Annotated in this window: 13 protein-coding genes; 1 reads left to right on the top strand and 12 read right to left on the bottom strand. The window is 61.6% G+C overall.

What is annotated here, in order from left to right; all coding sequences use genetic code 11:
- Positions 1–18 precede the first annotated feature (18 nt).
- From NKJ67_RS03560 to NKJ67_RS03510, 11 genes are all read right to left on the bottom strand, one after another.
- Positions 19–1,776 carry an ABC transporter substrate-binding protein gene (locus NKJ67_RS03560; protein WP_352580496.1) on the bottom strand — a complete coding sequence of 586 codons (1,758 nt, stop codon included), beginning with the start codon at positions 1,774–1,776 and terminating at the stop codon, positions 19–21.
- A gap of 124 nt (positions 1,777–1,900) precedes the next feature.
- Positions 1,901–3,118: a GNAT family N-acetyltransferase gene (locus NKJ67_RS03555; RefSeq protein ID WP_352580495.1), complete on the bottom strand. Its 1,218-nt coding sequence runs from the start codon at positions 3,116–3,118 to the stop codon at positions 1,901–1,903.
- Between the two features lie 444 nt (positions 3,119–3,562).
- Positions 3,563–4,282: an ABC transporter ATP-binding protein gene (locus NKJ67_RS03550; RefSeq protein ID WP_352580494.1), complete on the bottom strand. Its 720-nt coding sequence runs from the start codon at positions 4,280–4,282 to the stop codon at positions 3,563–3,565.
- Entirely contained in the window at positions 4,279–5,109 is an 831-nt protein-coding gene (locus NKJ67_RS03545; RefSeq protein WP_352580493.1) for an ATP-binding cassette domain-containing protein, read from the bottom strand. Before NKJ67_RS03545 ends, NKJ67_RS03550 begins: the two co-directional genes overlap by 4 nt.
- Positions 5,102–5,962: an ABC transporter permease gene (locus tag NKJ67_RS03540; RefSeq protein WP_352580492.1), complete on the bottom strand. Its 861-nt coding sequence runs from the start codon at positions 5,960–5,962 to the stop codon at positions 5,102–5,104. The genes NKJ67_RS03545 and NKJ67_RS03540 overlap by 8 nt, the downstream gene beginning before the upstream one ends.
- The gene (locus tag NKJ67_RS03535) at positions 5,959–6,969 is read right to left on the bottom strand and encodes an ABC transporter permease (RefSeq protein ID WP_352580491.1); all 1,011 of its coding nucleotides are present in this window, start codon (positions 6,967–6,969) and stop codon (positions 5,959–5,961) included. Before NKJ67_RS03535 ends, NKJ67_RS03540 begins: the two co-directional genes overlap by 4 nt.
- Positions 6,970–7,035: 66 nt before the next feature.
- On the bottom strand, positions 7,036–8,628 hold the full coding sequence (locus NKJ67_RS03530) for an ABC transporter substrate-binding protein (protein ID WP_352580490.1): 1,593 nt from the start codon (positions 8,626–8,628) through the stop codon (positions 7,036–7,038).
- A gap of 339 nt (positions 8,629–8,967) precedes the next feature.
- On the bottom strand, positions 8,968–9,393 hold the full coding sequence (locus NKJ67_RS03525) for an OsmC family protein (protein WP_352580489.1): 426 nt from the start codon (positions 9,391–9,393) through the stop codon (positions 8,968–8,970).
- Positions 9,394–9,438: 45 nt separating this feature from the next.
- The gene (locus NKJ67_RS03520) at positions 9,439–10,365 is read right to left on the bottom strand and encodes a homocysteine S-methyltransferase family protein (protein WP_352580488.1); all 927 of its coding nucleotides are present in this window, start codon (positions 10,363–10,365) and stop codon (positions 9,439–9,441) included.
- 34 nt (positions 10,366–10,399) lie between these two features.
- A complete protein-coding gene (locus NKJ67_RS03515) occupies positions 10,400–11,248 on the bottom strand; it encodes an amino acid ABC transporter permease (protein WP_352580487.1) in 849 nt (282 codons plus the stop codon).
- Positions 11,238–12,065, bottom strand: a complete 828-nt coding sequence (locus tag NKJ67_RS03510) for a transporter substrate-binding domain-containing protein (protein WP_352580486.1) — start codon at positions 12,063–12,065, stop codon at positions 11,238–11,240. Before NKJ67_RS03510 ends, NKJ67_RS03515 begins: the two co-directional genes overlap by 11 nt.
- 339 nt (positions 12,066–12,404) lie before the next feature.
- Between NKJ67_RS03510 and NKJ67_RS03505 the strand changes: the two genes are divergently transcribed.
- Positions 12,405–13,352 (top strand): PLP-dependent cysteine synthase family protein, encoded by a 948-nt coding sequence (locus NKJ67_RS03505; RefSeq protein WP_352580485.1) that lies wholly within the window; start codon positions 12,405–12,407, stop codon positions 13,350–13,352.
- Here NKJ67_RS03505 and NKJ67_RS03500 read toward each other — a convergent pair whose 3' ends face one another.
- Complete coding sequence (locus tag NKJ67_RS03500) at positions 13,353–14,399, bottom strand: LLM class flavin-dependent oxidoreductase (RefSeq protein WP_352580484.1); 1,047 nt, start codon at positions 14,397–14,399, stop codon at positions 13,353–13,355.
- Between the last annotated feature and the right edge of the window lie 58 nt (positions 14,400–14,457).

Raw genomic sequence — 14,457 nt, 5'->3', positions numbered from 1 at the left:
TTTGCTCGGTCAGGCCGGTTACTGCTTGAGGGCGATGTTGGTGATGTCGGCATTCACCGCAAGCGACGACCACACCCAGTTGATGAGGCGATCGGAGGTGACGACGACCTTGCGCTTCTCGAACAGCGGGATCCAGGGCAGGTCCGTGGAGACGAGCCGGTCGGCTTTCGTCCAGATAAGTCCCGGATCGTCGGATGGGTAGGCCTGCGCCGCGAGCTTGTTGAGCTCCGGGTTGCTGTAGCAAATGGCGTGGACGTTGCCGGTGCCGCACGGTGCTGCGTCCGAGTTCAGCCAGCCGCCGAGCAGCATACGTGTGCTCGGTCCCTGCCAATCCGGCGAAAAGCTGCCGCCAAGCGACAGGTCCCAGCGGCTCTTCGGATCCTGGATGAAGGCGTACCACTGCGTCGGCGGGATCGGGGTCAGGTTGAGCGTGATACCCGCCGCCTGCAGATCTTCCTTCACAGTGACCGCGATCGCCTCATATTGCGCATTTCCGCGATAGATGGCGTCGAACGCGATGCCGTCGGGATAGCCTGCTTCGGCAAGCAACTGCTTGGCCTTGGCCGGGTCACCCTTGTAACCTTCGGTTGGATACGGATCGAACTTCTCGAAACCAAGGATAGTCGAGGTGATGATCTGGGTGAGCGGCACGGCGCCGATCGAACCGGCCTGGGTCTGCGCCAGATGCTCGCGGTTCACGGCATAGGTCAGTGCCTGCCGGACCTTCAGCTTGCGCAGAGCCTCGGCGCCCTCGCTCTTCACCTCGGGCCGTTGGTTGAAGGTGATGAAGTTCGCCGACCCGCTGTTGGTAACATGAATGTTAGGGCTCTTCTGCGAGACGAAGCGCTGGATGGTCGGAATTGGCGGGATGTCGAGATAGAGCGACAGATCGGCCTCGCCGGCGATGATTTTCTGGACGACGCTGTCCTCGCTGTTGGCGGTGAAATCGATGTCGATCTCATCGGCATAGGCCTTGCGCGCTTGGTCGGACTCCGATTTGAAGTTCTTTGCCCGCTTCAGGACGAGCTTCTGTCCCTGCTCGTAGGTATCGACATAGTAGGGGCCGCTGGATGGCAGGTTTTTGCGCGACTCCAGCGAGTCCGGGAAATATTTGGACGCGATCTCGGGCGCCACCGGCGACACGAAGTTCATCGAAAGGATGTTGAGGAAGTCGTAGTTCTTGGTGTCCGATTTGATGACCAGCGTATGATCATCCGGAGCCGAGATGCCGGCAATCTCATGTGTGTCGGTGAAAGCTTTCGTCGCGGCAAGATCGCCCGTCGGCACTTTCGCGAAATCCTTGCAGTAGTCGACGAAGCCGGAGATCACCAGGTTGAAATAGTTGATGGCCGCGACCTGCTTGTTCGGATCGCAGAAGCGCTTGACGCCATAGACGAAGTCGCCGGCGACGATCTTGCGTTCGATCGAGCCCGAAAAAAACACATCGTCCTTCAGATGAAATGTGTAGACCTTGCCGTCATCGCTGATGTCCCAGGATTTTGCGAGGTCAGGCACCAGCGTGGTGTCTTCCTTGAGACCGTCCGGCGAGCCTGGATAGGTCACCAACTGACGCGTCGTTGCGCGCAGGATTTCCCAGGAATCGATGCTGTAGCCAGTGAGTGGATCGAAGGCGTCGAGATCCGACTGGATCGAAGCGATGCGCAGGGTCCCGCCCGGCTTCAAATCCTCAGCCTTCGCGGATACGCCAAGAGCAGAAAGCGATATGGCGCCAAACACAGCACTATATAATAGCTTACGCGCAACATTTGTTGCCATTATTTCTCTCCGGTTACGTAGAACTTCTGAAGGATACCATCACATCAAACCATTATAAATTTGAGACAAAATTGCCCATTTTTTAGATCGGCTTACAAATGGCTTTTTATATTAGCGCTTCCTGTCAAAACATTGTTCCGGAATGCGGCAGCGTGGGCGCCGCGAACAGCCTGTCGAGTGTTTCGATGGCAGCGCCGTCAAAGGCGCCGAGACGCCCCGTCTGCGCGAGCTGCCACCATTTTACCCCGCCGAGATAGGCCGCCGAGACCGTGGCTACATCCGTCACCACGTCAGCCGAGAGATTGGTACGCTCCGCTCCTTGCGCAGAGAGGCGCAATCGGGTTGCGTTTTCAGGCAAGATGGCATCGGAGACTTCCAGCACGACGCTATCCCGTCCGACATAGGTTCGGGCTGTCAGGGCCTTTTCCACGTCCAGGAGCCTTAGCCAGGTTTCGTCGCGGACAGCTGATACGCGAACGCTGCGAAAATCTTCGAACAGCCATGGCAGCAGATCGTCCGCGGGGCGACTCCAGAAGACGATGCGATGCGGAAGGTCTACCGCCAGCAGATGCGCGACCAGCGCGACATATGCCTCCGGACTGTGGGCTACGAGATCGTCGACCACGATCGTGCGTTCCGAACTGGTGAACCAGCTTTCCAGGCCGATGGGGTGATAGCGTACGAAACCGGTCTCGGAACCTTCCTCGCCGTGGACTGCGACATAGGCCGGCGCGCCGCTGTTCGTCTGGCGCAACGCCTGGAAGTCCCACCAGTAGGACGACCGCGTAATGACGCCGGCGCGAGGTGAAGGTTGAGCCGCGTAGATCCGAGCCTGTATCGCCCAGGCATCGTCTATGTCGATCAGGCGGGCCTGGTTTCTTGGCGTCGGCGCCGCCCTCAGCCGGGCGCGTTGCTTGTCCACTTCGAAACTGACGGAGGTGTTGGCGATCGCATAGCCGAAATTGCCGTAGATGCGAGCATCGGATGCCCGCAATGTGGCAGCTGTCTCGCCCTGCTGGCGCGCGGCGCTGAGCTGCGTCTTGAACAATGCCGTCGCCACGCCGCGCCGCGTATGTGTGGGCAGCACGCCAACATGGGTGACGGCGGCCTGCGGCAGCCATGCGCCTCCGGGAATCGCAATTCGTCCGGAATAGGATTCGGTGGTGCCGACCAGCGTATCGCCGTCAAAGGCGCCCCAGGTCCGATCTGGCTCGAACAGTTTGCCGAACTGCGCGTCATCGATCGGGCCGAGGGGCGGCAGGCCGACCATTGCCGTGCGGAATGTCCGCGCTGCCTCTCGCAGCTCGGCCTTCTCGATCAGCGGGCGCACATTCAGTGTCATTACGCCTCCCGCACAGGCACGGCTTTAGCGCCCTGCCCTTCTGGTGTCAGCTGTTTCGACGCCTGTTGTTCTGGCTTGGGCGACAGTTCGTAGCTGCACGGCCTCGGCACGGTTGCGGCTGGCAAATATATGCCGACGACGCGCGCCCTATCGGAGACCGGATCATAAACGCGGTGGGTGCGCGCTGGAACCCGACGCAGCCCAGAGGCGACATGTGAAACGGCATTCATCGTAAGACCTCTGAGAACGATGGGAGATTTGTCATCCCACTGACCAGTCACGCTTTGATATATGTCTATCGATTTAGTATACTTATGGTCCTTAAGCGTGGGGGTTTTTCCTAAAATTCCCAACGTTTGTGAAATCGATTGTCGGTCCGACCGCCTCGGCTGCAATGGCTCGACGATTAGATCAGTGGGCAGATGGCTGGCGACCTGCGGAGGGTCAGGCCAATCGCGAAAGCGCCCCACGGTCCAGGATCGTTTCCAGCCTGCCCTTGGCCATCCGTCCCGCCCGGTCGCAGAGATGGCCGACGACGCCAGGATCATGGCTGACCAGGACCAAGGTGGCGCCGTGTTCGCGCTTCAGCTCGGCCAGCAGGTTGAGTATCCCGGCCTGCGCCGACACATCCAGCGCCGAGGTCGGCTCGTCCAGCAGCAGCAGCTTCGGCTTGAGCAGCAGGGCGCGCGCAATAGCGACGCGCTGGCGCTGGCCGCCGGAAAGCTGATGCGGGAAACGATCGGCGATGTGGTGGGCAAGCCCCACCTGCTCGAGAAGCCCGGCCACCTTGGCACCGACACTTAAGGCGCCGCGAATGGCCAGCGGCTCGCCAAGGATGCGCGCCACGCGGTGACGCGGGTGCAACGACGAGTAAGGATCTTGGAACACCATCTGCACGTCGTCGCGCAGCCTGCCCTCGATCTTGCGCCCCGGAACAAACGCAGCGTCGCCAACGCGGATCGCGCCTTGCCATTGCGTATTCAGCCCGGCAATCGTGCGAAGAACGGTGGACTTGCCGCAGCCGGATGGGCCGATCAGCCCGAATGTCTCACCGGCGGCCACCGTGAAACCGACATCGTGCACGACGGCGCGCCTGCCTGCGTCTCCGCGAGAAGGGTCTCCGAACGAGACTGAGAGGCCATCGATGGCAAGCGCAGTGGTCATGCCTCTTCCCCGTCGGCAACCACCGGTAGTCTCGTCCCATAGGTCGCGCCGGAGGGACGCGCATTCCAAAGCGCCCGCGTATGGGGATGCTCCGCATTGGCGAGCTCGCCGGCGGCCAGCCTGTCGACGATGATGCCCCGGCGCATCACCAGAACCCGGTCGGCAAAACGCGCGATCTGCTGAAGGTCATGGCTGATCAACAGCAAGCCCATGCCCAGCTCCCGCGTCAGGCTGCCAAGCAGTTCGAGGATCTGCAGCTGGAGATCGTGGTCGAGGGCCGAGGTCGCTTCGTCGGCGATCAGCAAGGATGGCCTGTTGATAAGCATCGCCGCGATCATGGCGCGCTGGCCCATGCCGCCTGACAGTTGGCGCGGATAGCTGGCGTGAACGCGCTGCGGGTCATCGAAGCCGACACGCGACAGCATGGCGAGCGCTTTCTCGCGCCGCTGACGCGCTGAAAGCCTTGTGTGCAGAAGCAGCGTCTCCTCCACCTGCCGGCCGACCCGCATCGAAGGATTGAGTGAATATTTTGGATCCTGAAGGATCAGAGCGATGGCGCTACCGCGCAACGCGCGCCATTGGGCGGCGTCGAGGCGCGTGAGGTCGTTGCCTGCGAACGACAAGCTTGTAGCGGCTGTTTTGGCACGAGGTGGCAGAAGTCCCATAATGGCCCGGCCGGTCAGCGATTTGCCGGAGCCGGATTCGCCGACCAGGGCAACGATCTCCGCCCCCACGTCGAAAGATATGGAACGGACCACGTCGCCCTGCCCCTGCCGGGACGGAAACGAGACCGTCAGATCCTCGACGCGCAGCAGCGGCTCAGCCATGGCGCGGATCCAGTATGTCGCGCAGGCCGTCGGCAAGCAGGTTAAAGGCCATGCTGGTCAGGAAGATCGCAAAACCCGGAGCGGCCGCGATCCACCACTGGTCGAAGATGACCTGGGTGCCGTCGGCCACCATCGATCCCCACTCCGCCGTCGGTGGGCGAACCCCGAGGCCAAGAAAGCCGAGGCCTGCAGCGGCAAGGATGACGCCGCTCATATCGAGGGCGATGCGGATGATGGCGGAAGGCAGCAGCATCGGCAGCACATGGCCCCAGAGCAGCCTGATGCCGCGGATACCGACCATTTCGGCGGCGAAGAGATAGTCGTTGCGGCGCAAGGCAGCCGTCTCCACACGCGCCTGGCGCGCATAGGCGGGCCAGCTCGTCAGCGCCAGCGCCAACGCGCCGTTGACCAGCCCGGGACCGATCAGGGCGACGAAAGCAAAGGCCAGAACAAGACGCGGAAAGGCCATCACGATGTCGGTGATGCGCATCAGGGCGCGCTCGACAATGCCGCCGAAAAATCCGGCCAGCATGCCGACCAGGATGCCGAGCGGCGCCATCAGCAGGACCACGAACATCAGAAGCAGAAGCGTCGGCCGCGTGCCGTAGATCAGGCGCGACAGCAGGTCCCGGCCAAAGGCGTCGGTCCCCAACCAATGTGCCACCTGGGGCGCGGCCAGCCTGTTTGCCGTCTCCTGCAGGTTGGGATCGTAGGGCGCGATCAACGGCGCAAGCAGCGCGACAAGCACGACAAGCACAACGCCGATAGCGCCCGCTGCCGCGGAGGGCGAACGCGCAAGACGCGAGAGGAAGGAACTGTCCGCGAAACCGCGATCGTGGCCGGCAACCGTCATTGGGCGCCCCGGGCTGCCCGGCCGACGGCAAGGTCCGTCAGAGTGTTGAGAAGGACGAATGAGGCGCCGATGACGATGGTGCCGCCGAGAATGGCCGGCATATCGCCGGCAAACATCGCCGTCGTCAAATAGCGGCCAATCCCCGGCCAGGCAAAGACGGTCTCGGTCAGCACCGCGCCTTCGAGAAGGTTCGCATATGCGAGTGCGCAGATGGTGATCAATTGCCCGGCAATGTTGGGCAGGACATGTACGAAGACGACGCGATGGACTGCGGCACCCTTGGCGTAGGCGGTCAGCGCGTATTCCTGACCGAGTTCGGTCAGGACCAGCGCCCGCGTCAGCCTTGCGATCCCGGCCAGCGCATAGAGCATCAGCACGGAAGCAGGCAGGGCAAGGTGTGCCAGCGCATCGCGAAATGCACCCGGCTTACCCGAAAGCCAGGTGTCCAGAAGGACGAAGCCGCTGCGCGACGGCACCGTGTATTGGTAGAGAACGTCGAGACGGCCTGGCCCCGGCGCCCAATGCAGGCGCGCGTAAAACAGCAGAAGCATCAGCAGCCCCAGCCAGAAGATCGGCACGGAATAGCCGATCAGCGAAACCAGTCTTGCCAGGACATCGACAACACCGCCGGGCCGCATGGCTGCAACGAAGCCGAGGCAAAGCCCGAGCGTAGCGCCCATGATGATGGCCACTGTGGCCAGTTCGAGCGTTGCCGGGAATGTCCGGGCAATGTCGCTGGCGACGGGCTGACCGGTCGAAATCGACTGGCCAAAATCGCCGGAAGCCGCCATTTGCACGTAGCGCAGGAACTGCACCGGCAATGGGCTGTCGAGCCCAAGCGCCTCCCTCGCGGCCTGATAGCTCGATGCGCTGGCGTGACTGCCGACCATCTGCATGGCCGGATCGACGGGAGACAGCCTCGTCATGGCGAAGGTGACGATGACGAGGCCAAGAAGTGTCAACGCCAGCGAGATCAGCCAGCGCGCGATAACCCAGATAAAACGCAATTCCCGCCAGCCTGTTGTGGTCTGGCGGGAATCGTCAATGCTCGAAGCCGGAATACCGGAAGCCAATTATTTTTCGACCCTGTCGTAGTAAACCTGATCCGCGTTGAGGCCCTGCTTATAGCCTTTCAGATTGTCGCGCAAAACCACCTGGTCGCTGCCCTGCAGGATGAAGACGTAGGGCGAGCTTTGTTGAATCTCACGCTGCAGGTCCTGGTAGAGCGCGGCGCGCTTGGCGGGATCCTGCTCCTTGACCGCAGCAAGCGTTTCATCGGTCAGTTTGGGGATCACCCAGCCCGCCTGCTTGGCCACGGTGTTGGCCGAATTGTCCTTGTTGATGGCGAAGGCGCTGGCATTGGAGTGCGGATCGAAATAGTCAGGAATCCAGTAGCGCAGCGTCACCTGATAGTTACCCGAACGACCCTTGGCGTAGATGTCGCTCGCCACGCCGGGCTGGATGTCGAGATCGATGCCCGCCTTGGCGAAGGTGGATTGCAAGGACTGCGCGATCGACAGGAAAGGCTGGTCGTTGAAGACCGGGAACTCGACCTTGACCGGAACAGTGATCTTGGCGTCGGCCAGGATCTTCTTGGCCTTTTCGACATCGAGCTTGAAAGGCGTGTCGGTCAGCGCCCCGGGAAAGCCGACCGGCAGGAAAGCCTGATGGACTTGCGACTGACCGCGCAAAAGATCCTTCGCGATCCCTTCATAGTCAACTAGGTAGCGTGCCGCCTCCCAGAAGGCCGGATTGCCGAGTGTGGCGTTCGCCTTGGAGTTGATGAGGAGATAGTCGGTGCGGGCGGAGGGAACCGCGAGCACCTTGACATCCTTGACCTTGGAAAGGGCATCGACCTGATCGGCGGACAGGCCACGAGCGATATCGGCATCGCCCTGTTCGATCAGCAGGCGCCGTGCGCCGACATCGGGCACGTTGCGGACGATCACGGTCTCCAGCTTGGGGACGCCACCTGGCGCGCTCTTGTTGGCCTGCAGCACCAGCGCCTCATGCGGCGTATAGGTGGCGATGACGAACGCACCGCTGCCCGCCGAATGGGTCTTTAACCAGCCATTGCCGAAATCGCCGTCCTTGACCTCGGCGGAAACCGTTTTTTCATCGACGACCGAAGCGATGGGCGCGGTCAGAAGGGCCAAGGCGAAGGCCGGGCCGACATCTGCGCTCCAGGTGAGCTTGACGTGGCTGTCATCGATCTTCTCGATCGCCTTGTCGACGGTATCGGCGGTCCAGCCCAGCTCGTTGAGGATGAAGGCTGGCGCCTTGTTGAGCTTGACGGCACGCGACAGCGAGAAGATCACATCTTCCGGGCGCACCGGATTGCCCGAGGCAAAGACGGCCTTGCCGTCGAGTGTGAGCGTGAGGCTCTTGCCGTCCGCGCCAGCCTCCCACGAGGCTGCAAGGGCCGGCTCGATCTTCGTCGCATCGTCGCGGTTCGTCTGGACAAGCCGCTGATAAAGGTTGTTGAACGATTGCACGGTGGTGAGTTCGAAGCCCTCCGCGGGATCGAAGCTCACCGCGTCATCGATCGACTGGGCAACGACCAGAACGTTGGGCGGCGTGTCCGCGCGGGCGGCGACGGCCGCAAGCGCCAGCGAAGCACCGAATATCGCGCCGAACAATCTGGATCGCGTTTGCGGAAGGCTCATCGAGAAATCTCCTGTCGACGGTGATGAAGTTGGTTTGAATTGATTGCGCCTCGGTGCGCTCTCACGCCGGAAGCCTTTTTTCCGCAGGGCTCCAGGTCCGGATCGAGATAGACTGCCACGGCATTTCGGTTCTGGTTGATACCGCGCCATTCTTACAGGGCGGCCAGCACCGTGACTGGCTCCAAACATCCGCGATTTGCGGTCAAATCGGAAATCTGTGCCTATTTTGATCGAATGACCGGATTGGCTTTCCGAGATCGCTTTGAGAAGGATTGTCGGGCGGGTAAATGCTCCTGGGCATTGTCTGGAGTATTCGCGCCCGGGCTCTGAAATTGAAGCCTAGTCGGCGAACACCGTGACGAATTCGGGCTCACCGCGCAGCGTGTTGCTCACCGTGCAGATCGTCTCCGCGTTCTCGGCGATTTGCCGCTTGGTGGCCGGGTCGATATCGCCTTCGATTGCAAGGACGATCCTGAACTGGCCGATACGGGAAACATCACCGTCCGCCTTGCTGCCCGAGACGTCGGCGCGCACGTCGCGCAGCCTGTCACCGACGCCGAGCCTGCCGGCCGCGATGCGGGCGCTCAACACCATGCAGGCCGCCACGGAAGCATAGAGCAGGTCGAGCGGATTGAAGCCCGGCTGGTCGACGCCGGTCACGACGTCGATATGGCCTTTCGTCGGTGTTGTTATCGTCGGCTGTTCGCCTGGGCGCAGTGTTGGGGTGGCGCCGGTCTGCCGCGTTCTGACCTTCAGGCCGCGCATTCGAATAGTCCTTTTTGGTCCACATGCCGGCGTCTCGCCAACGCCTCAGGCAGCCGGCACGGTGTCGCGGCTTGCCTTGATCGCCGCGATATGTTCGGGGCCTATGCCGCAGCAACCGCCAACGATCGTCGCGCCCTGTTCCACCCAAAGCCTCACCCATTTGAGATAGTTTTCGGGGTCGAGGTCATTCCTGATTTCGGAAATTCCCGCATAGGGCGTATCGGAAGGTGGCTCGGGCAAAAAGGCATTGGCGTAGACGCCAAGCTCCACCTTGCGATTGCCCGATGCGGCGATCGCCTTGCGGGCCGCAACGACCGCCTCGCCCATGACTTCGGGCTGACTGCAATTGAACAAGATGCCCGATGCCCCGGCCTCGACCGTAGCCGCCACCGCGTCGGCGACGGGCTCGCCGGATCGCAGCTCCGGCGGGCCGGCGCGCCCATCCTCGTCCTTCAGCGTGTAGGAGACAAAGATGGGCAAGCGCGACGTCCTGACCGCCGCAAGCGCCGTCAACGCCTCGGCCGTGGAGCTCTGGGTCTCGATAAGCCAGAGATCGACATGGGGAGCAAGTCCCGCAACCAGGCTTTCGAGGATATGCGGCGCCTCGTCGGGCTTGAAGTTGCCGGGCCGGTAGCTTTCGAAAAGCGGCGGCAGCGACCCCGCGACCCTGACGTCGCCAGGTGCCTGGTCGGCAACTTCGCGGGCGATACGGCCGGCGCGATCGGCGAGTGCACGCCCCTCTTTTTCGAAACGCTCCCTGCCGATCATATGCGGCACCAAGCCATAGGAATTGGTGGTGATGATATCCGCACCGCTGCCAGCAAATGCCGTGTGCGCCTTCGTCACGAAATCCGGCGCCTCGATCAGTGACAGCGCCGACCATTCAGGCAGCCGGAACGGCGCGCCAAGACGTTCCAGAAGACGCCCCATGCCGCCGTCCAGAATTGTGAAGTCGTTGAGGTGTTCAGCCATGACCAAAGTCCGTTGGATATCAGCGATTGAGGAGCTAGACGGCCCGATAGCCGCGGCCGAATTTCACTTCAAGCCAATGCTGGATAAGCTCGAGCCCGATGGAGAGCACCCAATAAAGCACGGCCGCGGTCAGCAACATCTCCATATAATGGAAGGTCGCACGACCATAGGACTGGGCGAGGAAATTCAGTTCCCACAGGCCCATGATCGATACCAGCGAGGAATCTTTCAGCATCGAGATGAAATGCGCCCCGCCAGGCGGAATAATGACGCGCATGGCCTGCGGAGCGATGATCTTCCAGGCAATCACCTGCCGGGACAGCCCCAGCGCCAAGGCTGCCTCGCGTTGCCCACGATCCACCGAGGAAATACCTGCCCGGATCGTCTCGGCAAGATAGGCCGCATAGTTCAGCGACAGTGCCAGGATGCCGGAGGTGAATGCCGAGAGAATGATGCCGAACTGCGGCAGCGCCAGGTAGATCAGCAAGACCTGCACCAGCAGCGGTGTACCGCGAAAGAACGACGCGTAAAATGTCGCGACGCCAAAGGCGACCGGATTGGCCGACAGGCGCCCGAGCGCGGTGAGTATCCCCGCGGTCACGGCAAAAATCATGGATAAGGCCGTCACCAGCAGCGTGAGCGCGACGCCCTGGACGAAGCCGTCGGGAGACAGGCGCAAGCCAAGCATGAACGGCAGCTTCTGGCGGATGAGGCCGAAGTCGAGACCGAGGCTGCCGAGCCCACCGCACAGCACCAGCAGCAGCGTCGCCCAGGTCAGCCAGACCTTGAACCGGAAGCTCCATTTCTGCGTGATCGGTTGAACACCTCGCGTGACCGCGACGAGGTCTGCAGCGAGACCCGCCGAGCCGGGTTCAATCGACATTTTTTGTGATGTCCACGCCGAACCATTTGTTCGAGATCGTGGCCAGCTTTCCTTCGGCCTTGAGTTCGCCGACGACGCGTTTCACCTCGGCGTCCCACTCCGGATCGCCCTTGTCGGTAACGATAGCATTCGGTTCGGCAAACAATGGGTCGCCCAACACCTTCAGCTTGCCCGTTGCATCTATCTGGCCCTTGGCTGTGCCGAGAGAAGCCACAATGGCATCAAGACGCACGCCCGCTCCGAGCGCCAAATTCTGGAAATTCACCGTCTCGTCCCCAGGTACGACCTGCACGTCATGGAAAGGAAACTCGATCGCCGGTTGGCCGGGAATGGTGAAGTTGCGGTTGACATAAGCCTCATACGACGAGCCCGACCCGACACCAACGCGCTTGCCGGAAATGTCCGCCACGGACTTGATGCTCTGCTCCTGCGAATTGACCACAAGCACGGCCGGAACGCTGTAATAGATCACCGGAAAGTTCAGTACCTTGGCCCGGTCTTCGGTCGGTGTCGTCGATGTGATGCCGACATCCCAGCGGCCGGCCCACTTGCCGCCGACAATGGTCTCCCAACCCGGCGATTCCAGCTTCAGCTTGACGCCGAGCTTTTCGGCAAAGGCCTTCGCCACATCGATATCGAAACCGTCCAGTTCGTTCTTGTCGTTGATGAAGGCAAAGGGCGGATAGTCATTGACCAGGGCATCGACGACGACGCCGGTCTTGTGTACCCGATCGAGGGTCTCTCCGGCCTGGGCTGCCGAAGCAGCCATGGTCAGCGTCAGCGCGAAAGCCGCAATTGTCGAAACCGATATGTGCATGACTGGTCAAATCTCCTTGTTGGAGCCGAGATTTGCAGCAGTTTACGCGCGTCCTAAAGGTCGGATTTTTCAATTAATTTCGGCAACGACGAAAAACCATCCGCGTTGTTTCAGCGGCACGCCGGGACGCAGCAATCCATCTTCGATACGTGCCATGGATGTGGTTTCGCGGCACCCTCATTACACAGAAATATTTTGTAGCAGCACGGCTCGCTTCGAAACGAAATTGCGAGCCAGTGTCGGCAAAGATGTCCATCCTCCGCCACGGTGTCGAGTGGTTCGCGCACCGTCCAGCCCGGCATCATTTCCCTCCCCGCCGCGGATACAGGAGACTGCCTGGTGCCCAGAATTCACAACAGCATTACCGACCTGATCGGCAACACGCCGCTGCTGGAACTGCACAACTATCGCCGCAAGCGCGATCTCGGCGGCAGGATCATTGCCAAGCTCGAATATTTCAACCCGGCGGGCAGCGTGAAGGACCGGATCGCGTGGGCGATTGTCAAGGACGCTGAGGATGCCGGCAAGCTTCGCCCGGGCGACCTCATCGTCGACGTCACCAGCGGAAACACCGGTATCGGCCTTGCCGCCGTTGCCGCGTCACGCGGCTATCGGGCGAAGTTCTACCTGAGCGACAACATCAGCCCCGACAAAGTCAAGATTTTGCGTCTTTACTGTGCCGAGATCGTGACCGTCGAAAACCAGTTCTTCCTCGATCCGCAGGCCTTGGAAAAAATCACGCAGCGCGTCAAAGACGAGAACCCAGGGGCCTTCTTCACCGATCAGTTGGCAAATCCGGCAAATCCGCGTGTTCATTTCGAGACCACCGGACCCGAAATATGGCGCGACACGGACGGAGCCGTGGATATCCTGGTCGGCGGCGTTGGGACCGGCGGTACGCTTTCGGGCGGAGGCCGGTTTCTCAAGTCCAAGAAGCCCGGCCTGAAAGTGGTGATCGCCGAACCGGCGGAGGGGTCGCTGCCGACCGAAGAAAATCCCTATCCCGATGAGATCGACGGCGTGCACAAGGTCACCGAGGTTCCCGCAGAACAGCTGCCGGGGAATTTCGATACCACCATCGCCGACGAGGTCATTGCCTTGAACACCGCCGATGCCCGGCGGGCGGCTCTCGATCTGGTCGCCGACGAAGGTATCTTCGCCGGCACATCGTCAGGAGCCGCCCTCTGGGCCGCGACGCAATTGGCGGGCCGGCCCGAGAATGCCGGCAAGGTCATCGTGGCTGTTCTACCCGATATCGGCGAGCGGTACCTGGCATCCTTCAAATGATTACGAGACGACGCGGAGCGCGGTTGGACCATGCGAGGGTGAGCCCTCACGCTGCCAGCCGATTTCGGATGCTATGTTGGTGACGAAATCGCCGATGATCTGTTCGTATTCGTGCTGCTCGAACTCGTACGGCAGTTCCAGCCGCAGCTCATCGACCTCGGCCAGGACCCGATCCCCCAGCAAGGTATCGAGAATTTGCTGCGAGGTCCCGACAATGTCCCCGGCAAACAGCGTGCGTCGTTCGCCATTCGGTCGCAACGTCCTGTCATGGCGTCCGGCGGCGTATCGCTCGTACTTCGCCCGTGTCCGCGCATCGGCGCTATCGAAGGGCACGATCACGCGCCCAACCGCGATGCGCGGCTGATCGGAGGCCTCGCGATAGGCGGCGATCTGGCGCAATTGCGCCGTTGAGAAATCGTCCGTGTCTTCGCCCGACGTCACATTGCTGAGCAGAAGATTGAAGCCGCTGCGGCCGGCCCAGCCGGCCGATCGCAGGGAACCACCGCCGTACCAAAGGCGGTCGATCAGTCCTTTGGCGTGCGGCTGGAGACGCGGACGCACCCGCCCGCCCGGGACGTCGATGTAGCTGTCGGTGGCGCCAAGGAACTCCGATCGCAGATTGTTGGCAAAACGGATCACGCGCTCATGCGACATGTCATGGTCGCGCCAGTTGCCGTCGAAGACGAGCGGCCCCAGCAGGTCCGCGTGCAGGGGTACTCCGGCGCTCAAGCCGATGTTCAAACGCCCGCGCGACAGCACGTCCACGGTCGACAGATCTTCCGCCAGCCGCCACGGGCTTTCGTAGCCGATCTGGATCACCGCCGATCCCAGTTCGATGCGGCTGGTACGCTGCGTGGCCGCCGCTAGGAAGATGCCCGCCGACGACACGCCGTGCTCGAGATGACGCTGCCGGACCCAGGCGCTGTCATAGCCAAGGCGTTCACCCAGTTCGAACAGCTGGAGTGTCCTTTCCAGCCCGTCGAACGGGTCGTCGTCGCGAAAGTTTCCTGGCGTCAGGAAGCCAAGACGTCGGATGGCATTCGACATGTTTTGAAGCCTCTCGGATTTACGTTTCGCTTCGACCTTCGGGTCGAGACGCGCTCCT

It is taken from the genome of Mesorhizobium sp. M0088, from assembly GCF_040322895.1.
Lineage (GTDB): Bacteria > Pseudomonadota > Alphaproteobacteria > Rhizobiales > Rhizobiaceae > Mesorhizobium.
Note: the sequence above shows the minus strand (reverse complement) of the source record. Positions and strands in the feature narration are given on the sequence as shown.

Bases quoted from the DNA above. Each gene is read 5' to 3' on its own strand.
- NKJ67_RS03560 (WP_352580496.1), bottom strand. From the start codon at position 1,776: ATGGCAACAAATGTTGCGCGTAAGCTATTATATAGTGCTGTGTTTGGC.
- NKJ67_RS03555 (WP_352580495.1), bottom strand. From the start codon at position 3,118: ATGACACTGAATGTGCGCCCGCTGATCGAGAAGGCCGAGCTGCGAGAG.
- NKJ67_RS03550 (WP_352580494.1), bottom strand. From the start codon at position 4,282: ATGACCACTGCGCTTGCCATCGATGGCCTCTCAGTCTCGTTCGGAGAC.
- NKJ67_RS03545 (WP_352580493.1), bottom strand. From the start codon at position 5,109: ATGGCTGAGCCGCTGCTGCGCGTCGAGGATCTGACGGTCTCGTTTCCG.
- NKJ67_RS03540 (WP_352580492.1), bottom strand. From the start codon at position 5,962: ATGACGGTTGCCGGCCACGATCGCGGTTTCGCGGACAGTTCCTTCCTC.
- NKJ67_RS03530 (WP_352580490.1), bottom strand. From the start codon at position 8,628: ATGAGCCTTCCGCAAACGCGATCCAGATTGTTCGGCGCGATATTCGGT.
- NKJ67_RS03525 (WP_352580489.1), bottom strand. From the start codon at position 9,393: ATGCGCGGCCTGAAGGTCAGAACGCGGCAGACCGGCGCCACCCCAACA.
- NKJ67_RS03520 (WP_352580488.1), bottom strand. From the start codon at position 10,365: ATGGCTGAACACCTCAACGACTTCACAATTCTGGACGGCGGCATGGGG.
- NKJ67_RS03515 (WP_352580487.1), bottom strand. From the start codon at position 11,248: ATGTCGATTGAACCCGGCTCGGCGGGTCTCGCTGCAGACCTCGTCGCG.
- NKJ67_RS03510 (WP_352580486.1), bottom strand. From the start codon at position 12,065: ATGCACATATCGGTTTCGACAATTGCGGCTTTCGCGCTGACGCTGACC.
- NKJ67_RS03500 (WP_352580484.1), bottom strand. From the start codon at position 14,399: ATGTCGAATGCCATCCGACGTCTTGGCTTCCTGACGCCAGGAAACTTT.